Below are 25,507 nucleotides of genomic sequence, written 5' to 3' on the forward strand. Positions count from 1 at the left end.
TTCCTCACTGTACAGCCCTAGTACCCTAGCCAAACTATGCAGTCATTGTTGCGTGTCCTCCGCAGCGCCTCTGCGCTGTGGCCCTACTACCTCGCCGTCGTGATCATTTCCTCCGGTGTCGCAGCACTGGGGTTGGTCTCCCCCTTCATCATCCGGGAGGCCACCGACACCATCGTCGGATACGTCAGCGGTGGCAGCGAGGGACCGTCGCCGGTGCGCGCTGTCGTGTGGCTGGCCATCGCGCTGTTTGCCGCCGAGTCCGCCGCCGCGCTGCTGCGCAACGTCGCCGGCTACCTGGGCGACGTGATGGTGGCGCGCATCCGACAGATCATGTCCACGCGCTACTTTGCCAAGCTGCTCGCGCTGCCGCAGCGCTACTTTGACAACCAGGTCACGGGCACGATCATCGCCCGCCTGGACCGCTCGATTGCAAACGTCACCCAGTTCATCCAGTCCTTTGCCAACAACTTCCTGCCGATGCTATTGCAGGTCGTGGCGATCCTGGCGATCACGGCGTACTACTACTGGCCACTCACCATCCTCCTGGCGCTGTTGTTCCCGCTGTACATGTGGCTCACGGCGCTCACGTCGAAGCGGTGGCAGCGGTTTGAAAAGGAGAAAAACGCCAACATCGACGAGGGCAACGGCCGCTTCGCCGAGGTGATCGGCCAGGTCAAGGTGACCAAGTCCTTCGTGGCGGAAGTGCGCGAGCTGGACAAGTTTGGCACCCACTACAACAACACCGTGGACATCACGCGCCCGCAGTCGCGCTGGTGGCACAGCATGGACACGGTGCGCGGCATCGCCATGACGGCGGTCTTTTTGGGCATCTACCTGATCCTGTTCGTGCGCACGCTCCACGGCGACTTCACCATCGGCGAGATGGTCATGCTCATCCAGATGGTCACCATGGCTCGCCAGCCTGCGCAGATGATGAGCTGGATCGTCGACGCCGCGCAGCGCGCCATCGCTGGTTCGCGCGATTACTTCAAGGTAATGGACGAGCCGAACGAGCCCACCGCCAACCGCGAGCTCGTCGCCGCGACCCAGTCCACCGGCGTGCCGGAGCTGACGCAGGTGACGCACGCACCGCTCGAGGTGCGCGAGCCGGTCATCGCGTTCGACGACGTCTCCTTCGCGTACAACCCGGGCGAGCCCGTCCTGGAGGGCCTGACCTTTTCCGCGCGCGAGGGCGAAAAGATCGCGCTGGTGGGCGAGTCTGGTGGCGGCAAGTCCACCATCGTCAACCTGTTGCTGGGGCTCTACCCGCTTCACGACGGCACGCTCACCATCTGCGGCCGCAACCTCGAGGACTTGAGCGTGGAGGAACTGCGCGCGTCTTCCGGCGTGGTCTTCCAGGAACCCGCGCTGTTTTCCGGCACCGTGGCGGAAAACATCGCCTACGGTAAGCCCGGCGCGACGCGCGAGGAGGTCATCGACGTGGCCAAGCGCGCGAACGCCCACGACTTCATCACCCGGTTCAAGGACGGCTACGACACCGTCATCGGCGAGCGCGGCCTGCGGCTGTCCGGCGGGCAGAAACAGCGCGTCGCCGTCGCGCGCGCGATGCTTAAGGACGCGCCCATCCTGGTCCTCGACGAAGCCACCTCGGCCCTGGATACCAAGGCGGAGCGCGCCGTGCAGGCCGGCCTGGACGAGCTGATGAAGGACCGCACGACCATCATGATCGCGCACCGCCTCTCCACCATCGCTGACGTGGACACCATCATCACCCTGGACAACGGCCGGATCGATGAGATCGGCTCGCCGGCGGAGCTCGCTGCCTCCGGCGGTATTTATTCAGAGCTGCTCACGCTCACCGCGTCCTCGTCCGCCGCGGACCGGGCGCGCCTGAAGTCCTTCGGCTTCCAGCTAGACGGCGAATACGACGCCGAGGACGAGGACGCCGCGGACGCGGAGGGCGCCGCGCAGCCCCACAACGCCTGATCCCGCGGGGCGGCGTGGCGGAGGGGGCGGGTGGGCGTCGTTAAGCTTGGGGCCATGGATTTCCCCGAGCTTGAGCAACTCCGCGCACGCGGAACCCGCAAATGGACCCAGTACGACGACGATGTACTGCCGCTGTTCATCGCCGAGAGCGACTTCACCACCGCCGAGCCCGTGCGCGCGGCGATCGCCGACGCCGTCGAGCGCGAGATGTTCGGCTACACCCCCGCCCCGAGCGCGCAGCAGCTGCCAGGGCTGGTGGCCGACTTCTACGACGCGCGCTACGGCTGGCGGCCGGACCCCGCGCGCATCTTCCCCATCCCCGACGTGGTGCGCGGCGTGTTGCTATCCATCCAGCACTTCACCGAGGGCCCGGTCATCGTGCCGGTGCCCGCCTACCACCCGTTCTTGGAGGTGGCGGGGACCGCCGGACGCGTGCGCATCAACGTGCGCGCCGTGCCAGGGTTGGACCTGGACGAACTGGACGCGGCGTTTGCCCGCGGCGCGGGCTCGCTCGTGCTCACCAACCCGTACAACCCCGGCGGGTGGACCTTTACGCCCGAGCGGCTCGATGAGATCTGTGCCCTTGCCCGCCGCCACGGCGCGCGCGTGATCGTCGATGAGATCCACGCGCCGCTGGTCTACGACGGCGTCCACACGTGCGCGGCCGCGAACAATGCGGACGTGTGCATCACTATTACGGCGGCGTCGAAGGCCTGGAACGTGGCGGGCCTGAAGTGCGCGCAGCTGATCTTCTCCAACGACGCCGATGTCAAGACCTGGCAGGGACTCAGCGGTGTGGCGAAAGACGGCACGGGCACCCTCGGCATCGTCGCCGCCGAGGCGTGCTACCGGGACGGGGGTGACTTCCTCGACGGTGAAATTGCGCAGCTGCGCGAGAACCGCGACTGGCTCGTGGAAACCCTTCCCCGCGAAATTCCCGGCATCGAGGTCGAGGTCCCGCAGGCCACCTACCTCATGCTCCTGGACTTCCGGAATACCAAGTTGACCACGGAAAAGCCGGCCACTTGGTTGCGCACGCACGCGAAGGTGGCCATGAACGAGGGCATGAGCTTCGGCCCCGGTGGCCGGCACAAGGCGCGCCTGAATTTTGCCACCAGCCCCGCGATCCTGCGGAAGGCAGTCGAGCGCATGGCGGGGGCAATTCGCCTACTGTAGGTGGGCATGGAGCAGACCCCGCAGGCCTCAGATTACCTACCCCCCGCACCCCCGGAACAGCCCTGGGAGCGGCCCGACCCCGAGTGGTACAAGGACGCCGTATTCTACGAAGTCCTCGTCCGCGCCTTCTACGACCCGGACGGCACGGGGTTGGGCACGCTCAAGGGGCTGGAGGAGAAGCTCGATTACCTGCAGTGGTTGGGGGTGGATTGCCTGTGGATCCCGCCGTTCTACGACTCCCCGCTGCGCGACGGCGGCTACGACATCCGCGACTTCCGCAAGGTCCTGCCCGAGTTCGGCACCGTCGAGGACTTCATTTCGCTTATCGACGCCGCGCATAAACGCGGCATCCGCATCATCACGGACTTTCCCATCAACCACACCTCCGACTCCCACGCCTGGTTCCAGGCGTCCCGGCAGGACCCGGATGGGCCGTACGGCGACTACTACGTGTGGACCGACGACAACACCCAGTACGACGGCACCCGCATCATCTTCATCGACACCGAGGAATCCAACTGGACCTGGGACCCGGTGCGCAAGCAGTACTTCTGGCACCGCTTCTTCTCCCACCAGCCGGACCTGAACTACGACAACCCGGCTGTGCAGGAGGAGATCCTGGACATCATCCGCTTCTGGCTCGACCTGGGCATGGACGGCATCCGCCTCGACGCCATCCCCTACCTCTTCGAGCGCGAGGGCACCTCGTCGGAAAACCTGCCGGAGACGCACGGCTTTATCAAGCGCGTGCGCGCACTCTTTGACGAGGAATACCCCGGCCGCTTCCTGCTCGCCGAGGCCAACCAGCTCCCCGACGAGGTGGTGGAGTACTTCGGCGACGGCGGCACCGACGAGCACGGCAACCCCGACGGCTCCGGCGATGAGTGCCAGATGGCGTTCCACTTCCCCGTCATGCCGCGTATTTTCATGGGCATCCACCAGGAATCGGCGACGCCCATCATTGACATCTTGCGCGCAACCCCGGCGATCCCGGCGTCCGCCCAGTGGGGCATCTTCCTGCGCAACCACGACGAGCTCACCCTCGAGATGGTGTCGGAGGAAGAGCGCGACTACATGTACAAACACTACGCATCCGACCCGCGCATGCGTGCCAACGTGGGCATCCGCCGCCGCCTCGCCCCACTGCTCGGCGGGCACCGCGACCGCTTGGAGCTCGCGCACGCCCTGCTGCTCAGCCTGCCCGGCTCCCCATTCCTGTACTACGGCGACGAGATCGGCATGGGCGACAACATTTGGCTGCCCGACCGCGACGGCGTGCGCACCCCCATGCAGTGGTCAAACGACCGCAACGGCGGGTTTTCCAAGGCCGAACCGGAACGGCTCTACCTGCCCCCGGTGCGCAACGACCAGTACGGCTACCACATCGTGAACGTGGAATCCCAGATGAACCGCGAGAACTCGCTGCTGCAGTGGGTGCGCACGCAGGTGCACATCCGCAAGCAGTACAAGGCGTTCGGGCGCGGCTCGTATATAGAGGTGGACCACGGCAACGAGCAGGTGCTGGCCTTCATCCGCGAGTACGACGCTTCCGCGGACGGGACCCCCGGCGGCGGGGTCGAGCGAATCCTGTGCGTGCACAACATGAGCTCGCGCCCGCAAGCGGTGGAGATGCACCTTTCGCAGTACGCCGGCGTCGTTCCCCGCGAGCTGTCCGGCGGCCTGGAGTTCCCCGCCATCGGCGAGCTGCCCTGGTTGGTCACGCTCGCGCCGCACGGCTTCTTCTGGTTCGACATCTCCTAGGGAGGGCGGCATGTTCGATCTCGCCTCGCAACGCTTCTACGGCGCAAAGTCAGACACCATCGACGCGATCACCGTCGGCGCCGCGCGACCGGTCGCCGTCGCTGGTTGCGGAGCCACGGCGCAGTGGCAGCTTCTCGACGTCACACGCGGCACCGACTCGGACACCTACCAGGTCCTCCTTGCGGAGTCGGAAAGCGGCGAGACGCAGGACATTCTGAGCACCGACTCCGGGGCCACGGCCTACGTGGCCGCGCTCCCCGAGCTCGGCGAGGTCCACGGCGACCTGATCACCGGCGCCGCTACCCCACTGGGTGCCGAGCAGTCCAACAGCAACCTCGTCGTCGGCAACACGATCGTGAAGGTGTTCCGCCACCTCGAGGACGGCCTCAACCCGGACGTCGAACTGCTCACCCGCATCGGCGACTGCCCGCACGTCGCCGCCGTGAACGCCTACGTCAACCGCGGCGAGCAGACGCTGGCGATGCAGCAGGAATTCATCCGCGGCGGCATCGACGGGTTCGTGCTCACTACCGGGGGCTCCGCCGAGGGGACCCTGCCGGAGGCCGAAGTCGCCGCGCAGGCGGAGTCGCTCGGGCGCGCGATGCGGACCGTGCACGAGGCGCTTGCCCACGCATTCGGCGTCCAGGAACGGCCGACGCGCTCGATCGCCGACACGCTCACCGCAAACCTGGATGCATACGTGCGCCGCGCACCGATGCTCGCCGATTTCGCCCCGCGGATTCGCGCGCTCTACGCGGAGCTCGGCAACACCGCGTCAACCGAGTCAACCGAGTCAACCGAGTCAACCGTGCCGGTGCAGCGGGTTCACGGCGACCTGCACCTAGGGCAGACGCTCAAGACCCCCGAGCGGTGGTACCTCATCGACTTCGAGGGCGAGCCGGCGCGGCCTCTTGCGCAGCGGCGCCGCCCGGACCATCGGCTGCGTGACGTGGCCGGGATGGTGCGCTCGTACGGCTACGCCCGCGCCGTCGGCAGGTTTGACGTGGAATGGGAGCGCGGCGGCGTCGAAAAGCTGCTCGCGGGGTACGGCGCCGAACGCGACGCGCTGCTCGCCGCCTACATCGTGGACAAGGCCGCATACGAGGTGATTTACGAGGCGAACAACCGCCCGGACTGGGTGGACATCCCCCTCGACGCGATCCGCGACCTGGTGTAGGAGCGGATTAGGCCAGTAGGGCGCTGCCGAAGTAGTCGTCCTGGTCGGCGACGCCGGGCAGGGCGAAGAAGTAGCCGCCGCCGTAGGGGCGGATGTAGTCCGCGAGCGGCTCGCCCTCCAGGCGCTTCTGCACGGTGACGAACTGGCGCTCCAAGTCCTGCTGGAAGCAGACGAAGAGCAGGCCGACGTCGAGGGTGCCATTGTCGCGCACGCCGTTGTCGTAGTTGTAGGCGCGGCGCAGCATGAGCTGGCCCGCGGTCTCCGGGGTGCGCGGGTTGGCCAGGCGGATGTGTGCGTCGGTGGGGATCACGTCGCCGTTCGCGTCGTCGAGGTAGTCCGGGGCGGCGTACTCGTCGCCGCCGGAAAGCGGCCCGCCGGTGGCGCGGTCGCGGCCGAAGATCTGCTCCTGCTCCGCGATGGAGATGCGGTCCCAAAACTCCGTATACATGGCGATCAGGCGCACGACCATGTAGCTGCCGCCCGCGGTCCAGTCGGGCTCGCCGTCGCCCACCCACACCAGGTCGTCGAACTGCTTCGGCGAGGGGTTGACGATGCCATCTTTAAAACCGAGGTGGTTGCGCTGCGTGCCGGTCGGCCGGGGCTCGTTCATATAGCCGTTCTGGCGCCAGCGCACGGCAACGTCGCCGCGGGTGTGGCGCAAGATGTCGCGCAGCGCGTGGGTCACGGTGTCGTGCTGGTCGGCGCAGATCTGCAGCACCAGGTCGCCGTGGCAGAGATCGGGGTTGAGCGTGTCGTCCGCGAACGCCTCCATCGCGCGCAGGCGGGCGGGCTTGCGGTTTGCGAGCCCGAAGCGGGAGTCGAAGAGGGACTCGCCCACCGCGAGGGTGATGGACAGGTTGTCGGTGGGCAGGTCCGGGCCAAGCTCGCCCGAGTCGCTGGCGGGGAACGCGATGCCGTCGACGGCGGTCGCGCCCCCGGCCGTGAGCGCACGGGAGCGCTCGGTGATCGTGCGCAGGAGCTGCTCCAGGCGGGCGCGGTCCCCCTGCTGGATGTCCAGGGCGACGATTTCCGCGTACTTCTGCGGCTGGTTGATGATGCCCTGCTGGTGCTCGCCGTGGAATTCCAGGCGCGCCTCCGGGTTGTTCACGGTCGCGTTGTCGGAGCGCGGCGTGCCGTCGCCGCGGGGCGAGTCTGCCTGCTGCGCCTGCGTCGTCGCCTGGACCCCAAGCGCCGCCGTGGCCGTGGCGGCGCCGGCGAGGAACGTGCGTCGGTTGAAGCGGAACGGGCAGGTCACTAGTTCATCCTCCGGATCACAGTCATGGTGGCCACCGTGGCCAGCAGCTCATTCGCGCGGGCGACCTCGGCTTGTAGCCTCAGCCGGTCGTCTTGCTCCCAGTCGTCGTAGGCCGTCGGCGTGCCGCCGGCGCCGTACTTCGCGTCCATCTCGTTGGCGAGCTGCTCGAGCGCGTCCAGCTGGTCATAAATCGGGGTGGTGTCCAGGCCGCGCCCCTCCACGAGGTCGCGCACCGGGTCCATCGTCGCTCGGGTCGAGGTCACGTTTCCGCGCAGCGCCGTGGGCAGCGCGTGTGCGCCGAAGTCCCGCTCGCCGCGCATGTCAAAACGCTCGAACTCCTCCATCACCTCGTGCGTGCGCAGCCCATAATCAGGTGCCGGGATGGCAAAGTGCGTGGTCTGAAGCGCGTGCGCCGCCTTGTCGACGGCGTCGGCCAGCACCTCCGCGGGCGCCACCGCGTCCTGCACCGGTGCCTCGGAGAAGAGCAGCTTTTCGACGTCCTCGTACCCGCCAAGTGCCGCGCCCGGCCACATCTCGGACGCGTCGTCGAAGGAGCGGTACGTCTCCAGGTATGCCAGGTAGGAGGCCTGCGCCTCGCTGCGGTTACCGGAGCGGGTGGCGTCGACAAGCGCCTGCGCGTTGGCCTGCAGCTCGGGGACGCGCTGTTTCTGCGCGGCGGCGTGGGCGGAGGAGACGGCGGCGACTTCTCGGTCCGTGATGGGCACCATCTTCGGGGCGTCCGTGATGGGGGATCCGGTGACCTGGAACGGTTCGGACTTCACCGCGGAATCACTGTGAAACACGCACGTCAGGTGGTACGTGCCGTTTTGAAGTTTGGGGGTCCAGGCGCGCTCGGCGGGGAAGCCGACGCGCTCGAGGACCTGGTAGGCGTAGCCGTCATCGTCCGATACGTAGACGGTGAGGGCCAGGCCTGAGGTGTTGTAGACATTCCAATTCGCCTGGTCCTGCACATCCCCGGGGGATGGGCAGTTGTACACGTCGCGCACGTGCAGCGTGAGCTGGTCGGGATTGTCACTCGGTGCGGGCTGCGCGGAGGGCTGCGTGGAAGGCTGGCCCTGCGATTGCGACGAGGAGCCACTCGAGCCTTCCGTGCCACTCGAGCCTTCCGTGCCACTCGAGCTTGAGATTCCCGGGATGTGCACGATGCCGACGATGACTGCGATGAGTGCAGCCAGCGCCGCCAGAGCGTATTGGATGTTTTCCTGCATTACTGAGCGCGTGCCTTAGAACGGGAGCTTGATGGAGCCCTTGATGTTCGCGGGCAGCCCCGGCATGCCGTTCATGGCCCAAGCGCCGATGCCACCCAGGACAGCAAGGACGGCGACGACCGCGGCGATGATGCCGCCGGTGGAGGATCCGTCCTGCTCGCCGGCGGGATCACCCTTGCCCGGCTGCTGCGCACCCGGCTGCGCGTCGCGGTTGACCATCTTGGCCACCTCGGCGACACCGTTCTCGGTGACCAGCGGGTTGTTCATGCCTTCTGCGACCGGCTTGAGGTTAGAGATCTCGCGGGAGGTGTTGTCCACCTTCTCAATCGAGGCGTAATCCTTGGCCACGGTGCCGTCGGTCTCATTGAGGAACAGCTTCGGCGCCTTCTCACCGTCGAAATCGAACATGTTGTTCAGCTCGCCGGCGCGCTCGTCGAAAGCGATGCCGCCCAGGCGGCCCAGACCCCAGTTGTCCTGGATGAACTTAGTGATGGAGGTCTGCTCGGTGTAGGTGGAGTCGACAAAGTTGGTCTTTGCGTACGGGGAGACGATCAGCAGCGGCTGACGGGTACCCGGGCCGCACTGGCCGTGCTTGTCGCCCGCGACGCCGACCTTCTTGGCTGCCGCGGTGCAGATCTCCGCGTCCTGGTGCGGATCGTTGGAGCCGTTGAGGATCTTCGGTGCCTGGTGGTCGTACCAGCCGTCGGAGTCGTCGTAGGCGATGACGACCGCGGTGGAGTCCCACTCCGGCGAGTTCTGCAGCTCGTTGATGTAGTGGGTAATGAAGGCCTGCTCGTCGTACGGGTTGGAGTAACCGGCGTGGCCGTCCTGGTAGTTCGCGGCCTTGAGGAAGGAAACGGCCGGCAGGTTGCCCTGCTCGATGACCTTGTCAAAGTCGGTCAGGTCGTACTGGTGGTTCGCGCGGTCGGTCTTACCAATCATCTCGTCGCTGGACGGCGCGAAGTGGTGCGGGTTCGCGGTGGATGCGTAGTACTGGAACGGCTGGTGGTGCGGGTTGTAGTCCGTCTTATCCTGGCCGGTCAGCGTCTTGTGCGCGGCGCCGCAGCGTGCACGGGAGGAATCGGTTGCCTCTTCGGTCGGGCGGAATCCACCCTGGAACCAGCCCCAGGTGACGTCCTTCTCGTTGAGCTGGTCACCGATGTTCTTGGAGTGCATCGCGGTGACCTGGTTGGTGCCCGCGGAGGAGGAGTTGGAGCAGTCGTCGAACAGCGGGTCCGGGTCGCCGACGACGGTCGCGGTCTTGCCGTCCTCGGAGACGCCGGCGAGGGCGTGGTTCTGGCCGTCGACGATCTTCTGCTGCTCGCCGGTCGCCGGGTCGTGCATGGTGGCGTCGGCCACGGTGCCGGAAATCAGGTTGAGCGCACCCGGGGTGGACGGGCCGAAGATGGTGGAGAACGAGTTGTCGTTCATGGCGAAGTTCTGCGCGTAGTTCCACAGGCCGGTGACGGTGTTGCCGTCGTAGTAGCCCATGGTCGTGCCGACAGTGGCGAAGGAACCCTCGCCGTACTTGTCCACATCGGTGGACACGGTCTCTGCGAACTTGTCCATCTTGCCGCCGTTGTAGGCCTTCTGCTCGTCACCGTAGTGGTGGTTCTGGTCCGTAGTCACGGCCTGGCCCGGAGTGAGGCGGAACGGCTTCGTGGAGTTCGGGTTCTTCTCGCCGAGCAGGTCGTTGTTTTCCAGGTTGTTGACCTTCGGGGTGTCCTTCTTGGCGGTGAACTTCGGGGCGTCGTTGCCCGAGCCCTGCATTTTCTCGCCGTCAAGGTTTGCGGCGTTGGGGTAGGTGCCGAAGTAGTGATCGAAGGAGATGTTCTCCGAGTAAATGACCACGACGTGCTCGATCGGGGTCTTAGTGTCGGCCTGGGCCACACCCGGGACGATTGCAGTGGTCGCGGCGACTGCGGCGCACGCGGCGATAGCGCGGTGACGAAGCTTCATGGCGAAGTCCAATCTTGAAGTAAGCGGATACTGCGGTAACGACGAAAGCTGCGGCACCCCTGCGCGAGGACCGTATCCTTTCAGCGCCTATTTAAATTCCCGCCAGGTCACTTTGCAAAGCCTGTCAATCCATCCATTTCCCGCGTGTTCAAGCCTGTGAGCTGGAACAACAGTGAAATTCTCGCCCGATCACACCTACTGTTGACGCAAAATTCACCAACAGTTTGCCTAACTTTCCACTTTCTCGCTCCGCTCGCGCCGATCGCTTATCGACGCAAACCCGCTGGCAAATTAGTTACATTCCCCAAATTTTCCACTATTTGGGACAATGTTTCCAAAAATGGAATCTTCGATGTACGCTGAAAGCCACCCAACACCCACAAGGAGGGTTTCAATGAGTTCCACAGCAACGTCCACCGGAGCCTCGGGCAGCACCGGCGGCCAGACGAAAACGATCGTCATCACCGCGCTCGCACTGTTTTCCATGTTTTTCGGTGCTGGCAACCTGATTTTTCCGCCGATGCTGGCGGTCTCGGCCGGCGACAACTTCTGGCCCGCCATTCTCGGCTTCCTGGGCACCGGCGCACTCCTGCCAGTGCTCGCGGTGATCGCGATCGCCATGTCCGGAGCAAACGTTCGCGACCTTGCGCAGCGCGCCGGTTCCGTCTTCGGCGTCGTCTTCCCGGTGCTCGCTTACCTGTCTATCGGCGCCTTCTACGCGTTGCCCCGCACCGGCGCCGTGTCCATGGAAACGGCGATCACGCCGCTGTTTGGGTGGGACGGGTTGTTCGCCTCCGGCGTCTTTAACGTGATCTTCTTCGGAGTCTCCCTGGCGCTGGCGTGGAACCCCACCCGCATTATGGAAACCCTGGGCAAATTCCTCGTGCCTGCCCTGGTGGTCCTGCTGATCATCATGATCTCCGTGTCCATTGTCAAGTGGGACGCGGAGCCTTCCGCCCCGAGTGAGACCTACGCCGACGGCCCGTTCACCTCCGGCCTGCTCGAGGGCTACCTCACCATGGACTCCATCGCCGCGTTGGCGTTCTCGATCGTGGTCATCTCCACGCTGCAGTTCAAAGGGTTCAAGGAGGGCAAGGAAATTGTCCGCGGCACGATCCTCGCCGGCGTTGGCGCGGGCATCATGCTGGGCGCCATCTACCTCGGCCTGGGCACCATCGGCCGCGTCATCCCCAACCCCACCCAGTACGACAACGGCGCGGGCCTGCTTGCAGACGCTTCCAACCTGACCATGGGCATGGCGGGCCAGATCATCTTCGCGCTGATCGTCCTGCTCGCATGCTTGACCACGTCGGTCGGTCTGATCACCGCGACCGCCGAGTACTTCTCCTCGCAGTTCCCGGGCTCCTACAAGATCTGGGCCGTCGTATTCACCGTCACGTCGATGGTCATCGCAACGCAGGGCCTCGACTTCGTCATGACGATTGCGGCCCCGGTCATCGGCTTCCTGTACCCGCCCGCCATCTCCCTGATCTTGGTAACGCTGGTCGAGCCGGCGTTTGCCAAGCGCACCCGTTTTACCTGGGCGTTCTTCCTGCCCATCTGGGTCGCTGTGATCTACTCGGCGATCGAGACCTGCATTTCCCAGGGGTGGGGCGCGGACGCGCTCACGCCGCTGGTGTCCTGGCTGCCGCTGCACGCCGAGGGACTGGGGTGGATCGTCCCGGTTGTCATCGCCTTCCTCATCGGCCTGGCCATCGACTGGGCACACCCCAAGACGCCGATGGCGGTGGGCACCAACGAGACCGTCGACGGTGACGTAGTCACCGCGTAGTGTGGGGGCATGAATACGCGTGCCCCACTGTCACTCATTGATTTTTGCACCCGCTACCCCGACGAATCCGTCGGCGAGGCCATGGAGCGCTCCGTAGCCTTCGCTCAGCACGCGGAGTCGTTGGGGTATTCGCGTATCTGGTACTCCGAGCACCACAACATGAGCTCGATTGTCTCCTCCACGCCCGCGGTGCTCATCGCCCACATCGGCGCGAAGACTGAGCGCATCCGCCTGGGCTCCGGTGGCGTGATGCTGCCCAACCACTCCCCCTACGTCATCGCCGAGCAGTTCGGCATGCTCGAGGAGCTCTACCCCGGACGCATTGATCTGGGCCTGGGCCGCGCCCCCGGCACCGACCAGCAAACACTGGGCCGCGCGTTGCGACGCGACCCCCGCGCCGCCGAAAACTTCCCGCAGGATGTCCTCGAGCTCCAGGCATGGCTGTCCAACGAGTCGCCGCTCCCGGGCGTCACCGCCGTCCCCGGCTTCAACACCAACGTGCCGCTGATCATCCTCGGCTCGTCCATGTTCGGCGCGTCCCTGGCCGCCAAGCTGGGCCTGCCCTACGCGTTCGCGTCCCACTTCGCGCCGCAACACCTGGAGCAGGCCACCGCCTACTACCGCGAGCACTACGAACCCTCCGAGCGCTACCCCGAGCCGTACTGTGTGGCCGCCGTCAACGTCACCGCCGCGGAGACCGAGGAGGACGCGGAGCGGCAGACCGGGCTGGTGCACCGCAACCGCGTGCGCGCGATGTTGGGCCGGAGGGGCCAGGTGCTTGACGACGCCCAACTGGACGCCGTCGTCGACTCCTACCAGGGCCGGCAGATCATTGACATGCTGCGGTACACCGCAACAGGCACCGGCGAGCAAGTCGTCGAGTACCTCGACTGGTTTGCACAGCACGCGGGCGCGGACGAGCTCATGATTTCGCTGCAGGCACCCAGCCACGAGGAAGTACTCGCCTCCATGGACATCCTCGCAAGCCACTGGAAACATTAATTCACCGATGCGTGAACACTCAGGATCCTGGTATAGGGTCTAGCCGAGTTCATACTTTTAGGCGCGCTATAGCTGGGAGAGTGTCATGTCCGTTTCGCCGCTTCGGCCCCCGCAACAACACGAGGAAATCGCGGCGCACCTGCGCGATGAAATCTTCACGGGCCGGATCCCCGCGGGCGAACCACTCCCCTCTGAGGCAGACCTGTGCGAGCAGTTCAATTCGTCCCGCGGCCCCGTCCGCCAGGCGATGGCAACCCTGCGGGCCGAGGGACTCATCTCCTCCGGCCGTGGGCGGCGCTCGCTCGTGCTCTCCAACATTCGCACCGAGTCGTTCGAAGAGATCCTGTCCAACACGGCCTGGATTGTGAACCTGGGCAAGGCTCCCGGCCAGGTCCTGGAGCACTACGGCCTGGCCCCGCTGCCGCAGCACGCCGCGGACGTACTGCGCGTCCCCGTCGGCGACGAGGCGGTGACCGTGCAGCGCACCCGCACCGCCGACGGCGCCCCGCTGGTGATCGAGTCTCTCTACTTCCACCCCAGTGTGACCAACGCCCTAGACGGGGTTGATCCGGAGCACGATTCCATTCACCGACGCCTCGTGAGCAGCGGGATCGACTTCAACAACCTCTCCCGCGCGCTGACGGTCCACGCCGCGACCGACAACGAGGCGGACGCGCTCGACATCGCCCCAGGTACACCGGTGATTCAGGTGGAGATGCGCGTCTTCGACCACTCAGGCAGCCCCGTCGAGCTCGCGGTGCAAACGTACCGCGCCGACATGATCACCATCGGGCTAAACAATGTGCGGGGGCACTCGTCCCCCCTATGGTTTGAAATCGATTCGTAGTCGCCGCGTGGGCCCCGTTACACTCTGCCCATGGCTTCCATAGCTGGTTCCCACCTTCCCCGGCTCGCCGGGGCGCTTGCCGCGTCCTGCGCGCTACTGACCACCGCCGCGTGCGGCAGCGGAGGAGACACGGACGCGGCCCCCGAGCATGCCCGCGGAGAAGTCGTCGTCGCCACGCAAGCGGCACCCGCCAGCCTGGATTTCACCACCACCGGCGGCGCGGCCGTCCCCCAGGCGATGATGGGCAACGTCTACGAAACCCTGGTCCGGATCGACGAATCGGGTAAACCGCAGCCGTTCCTCGCCACCAGCTGGGAGGAAAGCACCGACGGCACCGAATACACCTTCCACCTGCGTGACGACGTCGCATTTGCCGACGGTACCCCCTTCGACGCCGACACCGCCGCGTTTTCCATCAACTACGTCAACGACCAGTGGACGAACGGGCTAAAGAGCCAGATGGCGCCGGTGCGGGAAGCGGTGAGCGTCGATAAGCACACGCTCCGCGTCACGCTCGACTCCCCGAGCCCGGACTGGTTATGGTCCATGGGCACGCTGACCGGTGCGATGATGGCGCCGGCGAGCGTGGACCGGCTCGCCACGGATCCGCTCGGGACCGGCCCCTACGTGGTGGACAACTTCCGCGTCGGCGAGGCCATTGAATTTCGTGCGCGTGAGGATTACTGGGGCGAGCCCGCCGAGCACGACGCCAAAATCCGCTACTTCGACGATTCGATTGCCGCTGTCAACGCGCTGCGCACTGGCGACGCCGACGTGGTGTGGGCGATGCAGGCGCCGCAGCTCATCGACGCGCTCCCCGACGACATCACGGTGGACATCGGCACCACCAACGGCGAGGTCCTGTTTTCCATGAACAACAAGCGCGCTCCGTTTGATGACCCCGACGTCCGCCGCGCTGCTGCCTTCGCCATCGACCGCGAGGCGGTGAATAGCGTCGTGTACAACGGACTCGCCACCGACACCGGCGGCGCACCCGTGCCGCCGACCGACCCCTGGTATACGGGCGAGAATTACTACCCCTACGATCCGGAACGCGCGCGAGAGCTTCTCGGCGGGCGCGCTCCGGAAATCACCATCACCGTGCCGAACCTGCCGTACGCGCAAACGGCCAGCGAACTTATCTACTCCCAGCTCACCGACGTCGGATTCCGCGTTCACCTTGAAACGGTCGAGTTCCCCGCGGTCTGGCTCGCAGACGTGCTCAAGGGGCACGACTACCAGGCGTCGCTGGTCGCGCACGTGGAACCGCGTGACCTGGGTGTGCTGTTTGGCGACCCCGACTACTACCTCGGCTACGACTCCGAGGCAGCGCGCGCCGCGCTCGGCAGCGGCGACCGCGTGCACGCCGTGGACACGATCATGGCAGACGCCGGCGCGCTCACCCTGGTCAACGCCCCAAACGTCGTCCTCTACGCCCCGGGCGTGCACGGTCTGAACCCCAACGTCGTCACCGACTCGCTACCGTTAAAGGAGGTAGAACGGTGAGCAAGCTCCTTTCGCGCGAGCACCGTGCGGACAGCACCGTCAGAGCCAGGGGTGGTGCCTCCGCGTTCGCGGCGCGCCTCGGCCGCGCGCTCCTGCGCTTTGTCCTATTACTCTTCGCCGCCAGCGTCATCATCTTCGTGTTGCTCCGCGCCGTCCCCGGCGACCCGGCGCGCGTCGCCCTCGGCGTGAGCGCAACCGACGAGGCGGTCGCGGAGCTCTCCCACCGGCTGGGCACCGACCGTCCGCTCGTGGTCCAGTACCTGGACTGGGTAGGTGGGATGCTCACCGGAAACTTCGGCATCTCCATGGCCAGCGGCACTGAGCTCGCCCCCGTCGTGGCGGAGCGCGCAGGCGCGTCGCTCACGCTGACCGTCATCGCGATGGTGTGCTCGCTGGCCATCGCGGTGCCGGCGGGCACCTACCTGGCGCGCCGCCGCGGCCACGCCGACGCCGCGCTCATCAACGCGCTGACCCAGGTCGGCATCGTGGTCCCCTCATTCCTGGTGGGCATCCTCGCCGTCGCGTGCTTCTCCGTCCGACTGGGTTGGCTTCCCGCGAACGGGTGGGGCACGCCGTCGCACATCGTGCTGCCGGTGTTCGCGCTGACGTTGGTGCAGGCATCGATCCTCACCCGCTACGTGCGCGCCGCGATTTCGGAGGAGCTCACGAAAGACTATGTGCGCACGGCAAGGGCGAGCGGGGCGTCGGTAAGCACTGCCCTGGCTCGCCACGCGCTACGCAACGCCGCGCTGCCGGTACTGACGGTGACGGGCGTGCAACTGTCCACCCTCATCGTTGGCGCTGTGGTGATTGAGCGCGTGTTTGCGGTGCCTGGCCTCGGGAGCATGCTTATCGACGCCGTGTCGACCCGCGATCTCACCGCGGTCCAAACGGTGATGATGTGCATCGTCGCGTTTACGCTCGCGGTCAACCTCGCGGTGGACGTCAGCTACGCCGCGATCGATCCGCGAACGAGACAAGCTGGGCGGCCGGGGAGGTTCGCATAATGGTGACAACGCGTAAACGCTTCGGAGCGGGGCGCACCTTCGGGCTCGTGCTCGTCGCGGTGGCAGTGCTCGCCGCGCTGCTCTCCCTGGTATGGACTCCGTACGACCCGCTGCACGCCGACCCTGCCGCTCGCCTGGTCGGCTCCAGCTGGCAGCACTGGATGGGGACCGACGAGCTCGGCCGCGACATTCTGTCTCGCATCATGGACGGCGCACGCCTCACGCTTGCGGTCTCGCTTGCCGCCGTCGCCGGTTCCGCCCTGGTCGGTGTGCCACTGGGCGTCCTCGCCGGCATGCGGGGCGCGGCAGGTCGTGGCGGCGGCGTGGTCATGGCGGGCGCGGACCTGCTGCTGGCGTTCCCCGCGCTGCTGCTGGCCATCGTCTTTACCGCCGTGTTCGGTGCGTCGATGTGGGTGGTCATCCTCGCTGTCGGCATTGCCGGCGTGCCCGGATTCATCCGCGTCGCCAGGGTCGGCACTATGCAAGTCATGCACCAGGATTACGTGCTCGCCGCACGCATCTCTGGCGTTGCTGGGTGGCGCATCGCGCTGCGGCACGTCCTCCCCAACATCGCACCCATTATTACGGTGCAGGTGTCAGTCGCGTTCGCGCTCGCAATCCTCGCGGAGGCAGGGCTTTCTTTCCTCGGCCTGGGTACCCCGGCGCCGTACGCGTCGTGGGGGCGCATGCTGCAGGCGTCGCAGCCGTTCTTGGCCACGTCCCCGCACCTAGCGCTGTGGCCCGGGTTGGCCATCGCGCTGACCGTGCTCGGGTTTAACCTGCTCGGCACCGGAACCGAACGGAGGGCACAGTGATTTTGGCGAATAGCACCGCTGACGGCTCGTCGGCACCGTTCATCACCGTCGACGGGCTGACCATCCCCGGCGTCCTCGACCACGTCAGCTTTACCCTCGAACGCGGCGAGCGGGTCGGCATCATTGGTGAATCCGGCTCGGGCAAGTCGCTCACCGCCTTGTCCATCATGGGGCTCGCCGACCAGCCTGGACTTCCGCCGGCCTCAGGCTCGGTCACCGTCGACGGCATCGAGATGGTGGGGACCCGCGACAGGACCCGCCGAAAGGTACGCGGGCAACGCGTCGCCATGGTGTTCCAAGAACCGATGACGGCGCTGGATCCCCTGACCAGGATTGGGCGGCTCGTCCCCCGCGACCTGTTGCGCCAGGTCGGCGTGGATCGCCCGGACGCGTACCCACACCAGTTGTCGGGCGGACAGCGCCAGCGCGTCCTCATTGCGCTCGCCCTCTCGCAGGACCCCGACGTGCTCATCTGCGACGAGCCGACCACCGCGCTCGATGCAACGACGCAAACGGAGGTCCTCGACCTCATCGACTCGCTCGTCACCGAGCGAGGCATGGGGCTGCTGTTCATCTCCCACGACCTCGCGGTCGTGCACCATATGACTGACCGCACCCTTGTCTTCCACCGCGGGCGCATCGAGGAATCCGACGGGGAGTACGCCCGGTCCCTCGCACGCGCCGCGCAGCCGGGCCCGCCCGCGGCAGATCCTCATACGCACGACCGTGAGCTGCGCCAACCCGTGGTCGAGCTTGCCGACGTCACACTGACCCGCGGGGCAACGCGGGCACTCGACCGTGTCAGCCTCACCGTGCGTGAGGGCGACCGCGTGGCCATCGTCGGCGGGTCCGGCTCCGGCAAGACCACGCTCCTGCACGTCATCGCGGGGCTTTTGGCCCCGGATTCCGGAGAGGTGAGTGTTTCCAAGCGATTGCACATGGTGTTCCAGGACCCGTACTCGTCGCTGGACCCCCGCATGCGCGTGCGCGATTCCATCCGCGAGGCCGGCGTCGACGCCGAGCGCGCCGACGCGATGCTTGAGGCCGTCGAGCTCGGTGGGACGGGATCGCGGCTGCCGAGCGAGTTTTCCGGCGGGCAGCGCCAGCGCATCTCGATCGCCCGCGCCGCAGCGCCGCGCCCCGGGCTCTTGCTTGCCGACGAGCCCGTCTCCGCCCTCGACGCATCCGTGCAGCACCAGGTGCTCGACCTGCTTCGCTCCACCGTCGGCGACGGCACGCTCATCTTTGTCACCCACGACTTACAGGTTGCCCGCGAGCTGTGCCCACGGCTGGCGGTCATGCACCGCGGGCGCATCGTCGAGCACGGAGCGACCGAAAAAATCTGGGCCGACCCGCAGCACGAGTACACCCACCAGCTCCTCGACGCAATCATCCCCTACGAGACCCCGACCGATCTTCCGTACGATGAGGACCTATGAGCCAACACAGCGCACCCCGTCCCGCCGCAACGAGCAACACAGCGAACACCACAGCCACAGCCGACATTGTTGTCGTCGGCTCCGTCAACGCTGACCTGACCGTGAACGTGCCGCGGCACCCCGAGCCCGGAGAGACGCTGCTGGGCAGTGGCGGTGGCATCACCGCCGGTGGCAAGGGCGCGAACCAGGCGTGCGCGGCAGCCAAGCTTGGCGGGCGCGTGGCGCTCGTCGGCGCCGTCGGACGCGACGCGAACGCCACGCCAGCGACCGCGCTCATGCGCGAAGCTGGAGTGAACCTCGACCACCTCGAGGACGTCGACGACGTCACCGGGCTCGCCGTGATTACCGTCGCCGCCGACGGCGAAAACACCGTCCTGGTCATCCCCGGCGCAAACGCTTTGGTCGACGCAACGTTCGTGCGCGCGCACCGTGCCCCCATCGAACAGGCGCCGCTGGTCTTGTTGCAGGGCGAAATTCCGGCGGACGGGTTCGCCGAGGCCGTCAAGCTGGCTCACGGGCGGGTGGTGATTAACCTTGCGCCCGTTGTCGACGTACCGCGCGACGCGCTGCTCACGGCCGATCCGCTGCTCGCCAACGAACACGAGGCCGGCCTGATCCTGGCGCAGCTTGGCCTCGACGGCTCGGGAACCCCGCCCGAACTGGCGCAGCGCTTGCTCGACGCGGGGGTTGCGTCGGTCGTCCTCACGCTTGGTGCGGCGGGCGCGCTCGTCGCCGATGCTGACGGCCTGCGCGACATCGCGAGCCCGCGCGTGACGGCGGTAGATACTGTCGGTGCCGGGGACTCGTTCGCTGGCGCCCTGTGCTTCCGGCTCGTCGCCGGCGACTCGCTGGATGACGCGGCCGCCTACGCGGCGCGCGTCGGCGCGTTTTCGGTCCAGCGTCCAGGCGCCCAGCCGTCGTACCCAAACTCCGGTGACGAGCTGCCGGGGGCTGCGCGCTAGTCGCGGATGCGGGGCACTAGAGACCAACTCAGCAGGTGCTCCTCAACTCGCTCAAACACGGCCGTGAGGTCCTCAAATTCGTGCGCCTCGGCAGGACTCAACTGCACTTGCTCGCGGGGAACCGGTCGTTGCATGCCCCGATCATAGCCCGCGCGCAACCGCGCGTGCACCCCACACGCACTACCGCTGCGCAGCCATCTCCAGCAGCCGCCCAATGACCTCCGTCCCGTGTCGCCGAAGGCCGTCGTGTTGGTACGTTGCGGTCTCCCACACGCTCACTCCCAGCGCGTCCGCGGTGGCCAGCGACAGCTCGCGAGGTACGAAGATGTCGTCGGTGTAGACGGCTGCAACGCGTCTGCCGCCCGCAGCCTCGTGCGCCGCCGCGCCGTCGATGACGCCCGCGTACTGGTTGCCCCAGTCGTCCTTGGCGGCGAGCGCGTTCGCCGCACCCTTGAACGGGCGCAACGCGGGATCCTCGTCGAACTGGAAGGGGAAGATGTGTTCGCCGGTGAGGTAGAACTCGTCGTCGTCCGGCGAAGCGTCCGGGGCGAAGCCCGCGATGGTGCGCGAGACCCGCTCGGCAGACCAGTTCGTCGCCCCCGGCACGGTGCCGCCGTAGATGGATTCGTGGATAGCGGCATAGAGCGGGTTGGCCGCGAAGCTAACTCGTTGGCCGACGTTGGCGAGGAAGTCGGTGCGCAGTCGGCCGTTGGGGTGGAAGGGTGATTCGAGGAGGCTCGCGAGCGTCGCAAAGCCGCCCTCGCGCCCAAGCTCAATGCCGACGGTGCGGAAGCGGCGCGCGGTGAGCCGCTCCCCTGTCGGCAGCGTTTCCTCGGCAGCCTCAAGGTGGCGGCACACCTCGCGCATCGTGCGCTCTGCCTCCGGGTAGCTGCGGTTGAACGCGCGGTGGCGGGCGCGCAGCTTCGCAAACGTCGCCTCGTACACCGCGTCGGGGCCCTCGCTTATCGACGCCAACCCGCCCGTAAACATCGCCACCCCGATATGTTCCGGCGCGAACGACAGGTAGTGCAGCAAACAGAACCCGCCAAAGGACTGCCCAAGTACGTCCCAGCGCTCGATGCCGAGCTCCTCTCGGATCGCCTCCGCGTCTTTGATGATCTCCGGCGCACGCAGCTGCGCCAACGTATCGGCGTTGATGAGCTCGGGTGTGGCGGCGTCGACGCGCGTCGACCGGCCCGTGCCGCGTTGGTCCAGCAGCACGACTCGATAACCGCGGCGCAGCGCCTCTTCGATCCACGCGAATCGCTCGCGCGGCGCGGGCGAGCCCGGCCCTCCCTGCAAGAACAGCAACGCTGGGGCGTCGGTGTCTCCCAACACGCGAGCGAAGACGGACCATTGGCCTCGGGTGACCTCTACAGTTGACTCCATGCCTGCGATCGTAGACACTTCCCGCATGATCCCCGCCTTCCACCGCCTCGCACGCCGCGACCGCATCCGCCCGTACCGGTGGTGGCGCCCGCTGGTTGAGATCGCAGTTGCCGCCGTATTGTTCGTCGCGCTCCAGGCAGTGTGGGTGGTCGCGTTCATTCTCATCAACGGCAAAGAGAGTATCGGTCGTATTGCGGACGGCACACCCACATCGATGCTGGTTGGCTTCGGCGCGCTCGCGATGACGGTCCCGGCCGCGTTCGTGGCGGCGTGGGCCTCAGGGCGCGACGTGCGCGCGCTGTGGTCGGTCGAGCGGCGGTTCCGGTGGCACTACTTCCTGCCCGGGCTCGCAGTGTTTGCCGCGCCCGGCCTGCTCACGCTCGCTGCAGACATCGTCATATACGGCGCGCCTCCCACCCCGTTGGACCCGACCTTCTTCTGGAGCGTCGCCATCGTGCTCAGCCTGGTGCCGCTGCAGTGTCTCGCTGAGGAGCTCCTTTTTCGTGGCGTGGTTGTGCAAAGCTTCGGTGCGTGGATGCGCTCGCCGTGGCTCACATACCTACTGGCCCTGCCAATCTTCGTCGTGGGGCACACTGCGGGCGGCGGCGGCATGGTCACCATTGTGGTCTTCGCGCTGATTGCCTCGCTGCTAGTCCACCGCTCGGGCGGGATCGAGCTTTCGGTGGCGCTGCACATTGTCAATAACATCACTGTCTCGTACGCAAGGTTCTCCGGTCTTATTGATCTGGAATCGGCGCGCGTCCTGCTGCCCATCGTCGGCCAACTTGGCGCGTTCGCCCTCGCACTCATCGCGCTGCCGATCATCGGCAGTAAGGTTGCCCCCATGCCAACCACCGATGCCCACCTGCGTACCCTCCCTCACCCCACCGGCGACCTCCTGTTCAACTCGTCCGCCGGGCCCGAGCACGGCGGCGTCCCCGTGGTTGCGCCGTGGTTCGCACAAACGCTGGGCCCGCAGATGCACGGGTGGGCGCGCGCCCTGCCGTGGGTCATCACCGAGGAGACTGGCGAGACCACCACTGCGGAACTCAGCAACGATCGCCTCCGCCTGATCTACACCGTCCGCCGCGGCCCCGAGCCCACGTTCACGCTGCGTGCGGTCAATGAGGACGAGGAGTCTCGCCGTATTCAGCTCGCGCTCCACCCTTACTGGGCCGTTGACACCGCGCGCGCACGCGTCACCGGTCTCGCCGACCAGCCCTACTTTGACAAGGTCGCGGGTGAAGCGCGCAGGATTGACGGCGATCTCGCGTTCGGCCGGGAGGTCGACAGCGTCGTTCGCACCACCAATGACTGCATGCTTATCGACGACCACCGCGCCCTCACCTTCCGCACCCAGGGCACCGACCACGTCGTGGTGTGGAACCCAGGCCCCGAGGAATGTGCCGCCGCCGACGGGCTGCGCGCGGACGACTGGACCCGCTTCGTCTGCGTCGAACCCGCGCTCCTGGGCGAGAACCGTGAAGGTGTTGAGCTCGCCCCGGGTGCGTCTGCAGAACTCTCGCTGACAGTCACTGCGACTGCTGGCGGTAGCGTGCGCGCATGACGGTACCGCTCCATCGCACCGCCGACGCGCGCCCCGGGCGCAGCACGTGGGTTCGCGCAGCAGAGCTCGCGCTGCTCGCGGCGTTTGCCACCGCCTTCGGCGTCGCCGCCGCGCTCGCCATCCAGTTGTGCAGCTCGCGCGGGATCCTGCTCGACGACCCCGCGCAGCGAGCACTCTTTGAGCCGCTGCTGATTCTCGCAGCGACGCTGCCGGCGGCTCCCCTCGCCGCCGCGTGCACCGGACGCCACCCCGCGTCACTGGTGTCAACTACGCGGCGCATCAGGTGGCCCGTAGCGGGGCGTGCCCTCGCCCTCGCGGTTGGTCTCTACGCTGCCGCCACGGCAGGCGCCGTCGTGTGGGCACGCGTCAGCGGGGAGCCCGCCCCGGTGAGCGAAACGCGCTCGGTTGCGATGGTGTGTGCGCTGTGCGCCGTGATCACGCTGCAATCGGCAGCAGAAGAGCTCGTGTTCCGCGCCGCGCTCCCCCAGATCATTGGCTCAGGCGCATTCGGACGCTGGTGCACACACCCTGCTATCGCCTACGGCATGCCCGCGCTCGCGTTCGTTGCGCTGCACACGGGCGGGACCGGCACGATTGTCGACGTCGCCGTGTTTGCCGCCTGCGCGGCGTGGCTGACCTGGCGCACCGACGGAATCGAGGCCGCGTGGGCTTTGCACCTGGTAGGAAACGTGTGGGTGATGGGGGCGTCGATAAGCTCCGGCCCCCTGGGCACGGTAGCGACGGTGGCGTCCGCGGCGCTGATTGCCGCGTTTACCCCTCGTCGGTAGACAGGGCCGCGACGAATGCCTCCTGTGGCACCGTCACGGACCCGATCGCCTTCATGCGCTTCTTACCTGCCTTCTGCTTCTCCAGCAGCTTGCGCTTACGCGAGATGTCGCCGCCGTAGCACTTCGACAGGACGTCCTTGCGCATCGCGCGAATGTTTTCGCGGGCGATGATCTTCGAACCAATCGCCGCCTGCACCGGCACCTCAAACTGCTGGCGTGGGATGAGCTCCTTGAGCTTCTTCGTCATCTTGTTGCCATACCACTGGGCGGAATCGCGGTGCACGATCGCGGAGAACGCATCCACGGGATCGCCCTGCAGGAGGATGTCTACCTTCACCAGGTCCGACTCCTGCCAACCTGCCTCCTCGTAGTTGAGCGAGGCGTAGCCCTTCGTGCGCGACTTGAGCATATCGAAGAAGTCAAAAATAATCTCGCCGAGCGGGATGATGTAGCGCAGCTCCACGCGGTCCTCGGACAGGTACTCCATGTTCTTCATCTGACCGCGCTTGGACTGGCACAGCTCCATCGTGGAGCCGACAAACTCCTGCGGCACGATGATCGTCATGTTGACCACCGGCTCGAAGACCTGCTGCAACTTGCCACCCGGCCAATCCGACGGATTGTGCACGAGGTGCTCAGTGCCGTCCTCGGCGATCACGCGGTAGGTGACCGACGGTGCCGTGGAAATCAAGTCCAGGTCAAACTCGCGCTCGAGGCGGTCGCGGGTGATCTCCATGTGCAGGAGGCCGAGGAATCCGCAGCGGAAGCCGAAGCCCAGCGCCACCGACGTTTCGGGCTCCCAAGTCAAGGAGGCGTCGTTGAGCTGGAGCTTCTCCAGGCTCTCACGCAATGTCGGAAAATCCTCCTGGCTGACCGGGAACAGGCCCGAGTAGACCATCGGCTTGACGTCTTCGAAGCCTTCCAGCGCTTCGGTGGCGCCCTTCTGCGCCCAGGTCACCGTGTCACCCACGCGCGTCTCGCGCACGTCTTTCACACCGGTGATCAGGTAGCCGACCTCGCCCGGACCCAGCCCCTTCGTTTTCTTCATGGTTGGAGAGACGACGCCGATCTCGAGGATCTCCAGGGTGGTGCCGGTATTCATCATTTGCACCTTTTGGTTCGGCTCGAGCCTGCCGTCCATCATGCGCACGTACGTGACCACACCGCGGTAGGTGTCGTAGACCGAATCGAAAATCAAGGCGCGCGCAGGCGCATCCGGACCGTGTTCCGACGTCGGCGGCGGAACGAGCTCGACAACCTTGTCCAGCAGCTCCGCCACGCCTTCGCCGGTCTTCCCGGAGACGCGCAGCACGTCCTCCGGCTCGCAACCGATAATGTTGGCAATCTCCCCCGCGTACTTGTCCGGATCTGCGGCGGGCAGATCGATTTTATTCAGTACGGGGATGATTTCCAGGTCATTCTCCATGGCCATGTACAGATTGGCCAAGGTTTGGGCCTCGATCCCCTGCGCTGCGTCGACAAGCAAGATTGCGCCCTCACACGCGTCGAGGGAACGCGAAACCTCATAGGAAAAGTCCACGTGGCCGGGGGTATCGATCATCTGCAGCACCGTGTCCTGGCCGGCGTACTCACCGGTCGTCGGCGTCCAGGGAAGACGCACATTCTGCGCCTTGATCGTGATGCCACGCTCGCGCTCAATATCCATGTTGTCTAGGTACTGATCGCGCATCTCGCGCGCAGCCACCACGTTTGACAACTGCAAAATCCGGTCAGCGAGCGTAGATTTGCCGTGGTCAATGTGAGCGATAATGCAGAAGTTTCGGATCCGCTCGGGCGAAGTAAACGTCTCTTCCGCAAAATTATTCGTAGTGGCAGCCATAGTTTCACCATCCTACCGGGCACAACCCACGCGAAACCACTTGTCCCGC

19 protein-coding genes are annotated in these 25,507 nt (G+C 66.3%); 14 read left to right on the forward strand and 5 right to left on the reverse strand.

Features of this window, described 5'->3' with window-relative positions; genetic code table 11:
- Positions 1–36 precede the first annotated feature (36 nt).
- The 4 genes from CKJ82_RS05265 to CKJ82_RS05280 are packed head-to-tail and all read left to right on the forward strand — an operon-like array spanning position 37 to position 6,061.
- Positions 37–1,947, forward strand: a complete 1,911-nt coding sequence (locus CKJ82_RS05265; protein WP_095537319.1) for an ABC transporter ATP-binding protein — start codon at positions 37–39, stop codon at positions 1,945–1,947.
- A 54-nt stretch (positions 1,948–2,001) separates the two neighbouring features.
- On the forward strand, positions 2,002–3,123 hold the full coding sequence (locus CKJ82_RS05270) for a MalY/PatB family protein (RefSeq protein WP_095537411.1): 1,122 nt from the start codon (positions 2,002–2,004) through the stop codon (positions 3,121–3,123).
- Positions 3,124–3,129: 6 nt separating this feature from the next.
- Complete coding sequence (gene treS / locus CKJ82_RS05275) at positions 3,130–4,884, forward strand: maltose alpha-D-glucosyltransferase (RefSeq protein ID WP_095537412.1); 1,755 nt, start codon at positions 3,130–3,132, stop codon at positions 4,882–4,884.
- 10 nt (positions 4,885–4,894) lie between these two features.
- The gene (locus CKJ82_RS05280) at positions 4,895–6,061 is read left to right on the forward strand and encodes a phosphotransferase (RefSeq protein WP_095537320.1); all 1,167 of its coding nucleotides are present in this window, start codon (positions 4,895–4,897) and stop codon (positions 6,059–6,061) included.
- A gap of 7 nt (positions 6,062–6,068) precedes the next feature.
- Here the strand turns inward: CKJ82_RS05280 and efeB are convergent, their stop codons facing one another.
- The 3 genes from efeB to CKJ82_RS05295 are packed head-to-tail and all read right to left on the reverse strand — an operon-like array spanning position 6,069 to position 10,504.
- The gene (efeB, locus tag CKJ82_RS05285) at positions 6,069–7,316 is read right to left on the reverse strand and encodes an iron uptake transporter deferrochelatase/peroxidase subunit (protein WP_095537321.1); all 1,248 of its coding nucleotides are present in this window, start codon (positions 7,314–7,316) and stop codon (positions 6,069–6,071) included.
- Entirely contained in the window at positions 7,316–8,545 is a 1,230-nt protein-coding gene (locus CKJ82_RS05290) for an EfeM/EfeO family lipoprotein (RefSeq protein ID WP_240510697.1), read from the reverse strand. The genes efeB and CKJ82_RS05290 overlap by 1 nt, the downstream gene beginning before the upstream one ends.
- 15 nt (positions 8,546–8,560) lie before the next feature.
- On the reverse strand, positions 8,561–10,504 hold the full coding sequence (locus tag CKJ82_RS05295; protein WP_095537322.1) for a phospholipase C: 1,944 nt from the start codon (positions 10,502–10,504) through the stop codon (positions 8,561–8,563).
- 394 nt (positions 10,505–10,898) lie between these two features.
- On the opposite strand from CKJ82_RS05295, the gene brnQ reads away from it, so the two are divergent.
- The 8 genes from brnQ to CKJ82_RS05335 all read left to right on the forward strand — a co-directional run bounded on the left by brnQ (position 10,899) and on the right by CKJ82_RS05335 (position 19,874).
- A complete protein-coding gene (gene brnQ, locus CKJ82_RS05300) occupies positions 10,899–12,296 on the forward strand; it encodes a branched-chain amino acid transport system II carrier protein (RefSeq protein WP_095537323.1) in 1,398 nt (465 codons plus the stop codon).
- 9 nt (positions 12,297–12,305) lie between these two features.
- Entirely contained in the window at positions 12,306–13,298 is a 993-nt protein-coding gene (locus CKJ82_RS05305; RefSeq protein ID WP_095537324.1) for an LLM class flavin-dependent oxidoreductase, read from the forward strand.
- An 85-nt stretch (positions 13,299–13,383) separates the two neighbouring features.
- Positions 13,384–14,145: a GntR family transcriptional regulator gene (locus tag CKJ82_RS05310; protein ID WP_095537325.1), complete on the forward strand. Its 762-nt coding sequence runs from the start codon at positions 13,384–13,386 to the stop codon at positions 14,143–14,145.
- A gap of 30 nt (positions 14,146–14,175) precedes the next feature.
- Positions 14,176–15,651, forward strand: coding sequence for an ABC transporter substrate-binding protein (locus tag CKJ82_RS05315; protein ID WP_095537326.1), 1,476 nt, complete (start codon positions 14,176–14,178; stop codon positions 15,649–15,651).
- A 92-nt stretch (positions 15,652–15,743) separates the two neighbouring features.
- The gene (locus CKJ82_RS05320; RefSeq protein ID WP_205691388.1) at positions 15,744–16,658 is read left to right on the forward strand and encodes an ABC transporter permease; all 915 of its coding nucleotides are present in this window, start codon (positions 15,744–15,746) and stop codon (positions 16,656–16,658) included.
- A 2-nt stretch (positions 16,659–16,660) separates the two neighbouring features.
- On the forward strand, positions 16,661–17,473 hold the full coding sequence (locus CKJ82_RS05325) for an ABC transporter permease (protein ID WP_420838547.1): 813 nt from the start codon (positions 16,661–16,663) through the stop codon (positions 17,471–17,473).
- Complete coding sequence (locus CKJ82_RS05330) at positions 17,470–18,912, forward strand: ATP-binding cassette domain-containing protein (protein ID WP_240510483.1); 1,443 nt, start codon at positions 17,470–17,472, stop codon at positions 18,910–18,912. The genes CKJ82_RS05325 and CKJ82_RS05330 overlap by 4 nt, the downstream gene beginning before the upstream one ends.
- Entirely contained in the window at positions 18,909–19,874 is a 966-nt protein-coding gene (locus tag CKJ82_RS05335) for a ribokinase (protein ID WP_095537328.1), read from the forward strand. Before CKJ82_RS05330 ends, CKJ82_RS05335 begins: the two co-directional genes overlap by 4 nt.
- A gap of 180 nt (positions 19,875–20,054) precedes the next feature.
- On the opposite strand, the gene CKJ82_RS05340 is transcribed toward CKJ82_RS05335, so the two are convergent.
- Positions 20,055–21,263 (reverse strand): alpha/beta fold hydrolase, encoded by a 1,209-nt coding sequence (locus tag CKJ82_RS05340; protein ID WP_240510698.1) that lies wholly within the window; start codon positions 21,261–21,263, stop codon positions 20,055–20,057.
- Between CKJ82_RS05340 and CKJ82_RS05345 the strand changes: the two genes are divergently transcribed.
- Together CKJ82_RS05345 and CKJ82_RS05350 are read left to right on the forward strand one after the other, a co-directional pair.
- Positions 21,262–22,830, forward strand: coding sequence for an aldose epimerase family protein (locus CKJ82_RS05345; protein WP_095537330.1), 1,569 nt, complete (start codon positions 21,262–21,264; stop codon positions 22,828–22,830). The two genes, CKJ82_RS05340 and CKJ82_RS05345, sit on opposite strands and share 2 nt — an antisense overlap.
- Complete coding sequence (locus CKJ82_RS05350; RefSeq protein ID WP_095537331.1) at positions 22,827–23,618, forward strand: CPBP family intramembrane glutamic endopeptidase; 792 nt, start codon at positions 22,827–22,829, stop codon at positions 23,616–23,618. Before CKJ82_RS05345 ends, CKJ82_RS05350 begins: the two co-directional genes overlap by 4 nt.
- Here the strand turns inward: CKJ82_RS05350 and lepA are convergent.
- On the reverse strand, positions 23,602–25,458 hold the full coding sequence (gene lepA / locus CKJ82_RS05355) for a translation elongation factor 4 (protein WP_095537332.1): 1,857 nt from the start codon (positions 25,456–25,458) through the stop codon (positions 23,602–23,604). The two genes, CKJ82_RS05350 and lepA, sit on opposite strands and share 17 nt — an antisense overlap.
- Positions 25,459–25,507: the final 49 nt, after the last annotated feature.

Origin of the sequence: Corynebacterium gottingense, assembly GCF_002285125.1 — a bacterium.
Lineage (GTDB): Bacteria > Actinomycetota > Actinomycetes > Mycobacteriales > Mycobacteriaceae > Corynebacterium > Corynebacterium gottingense.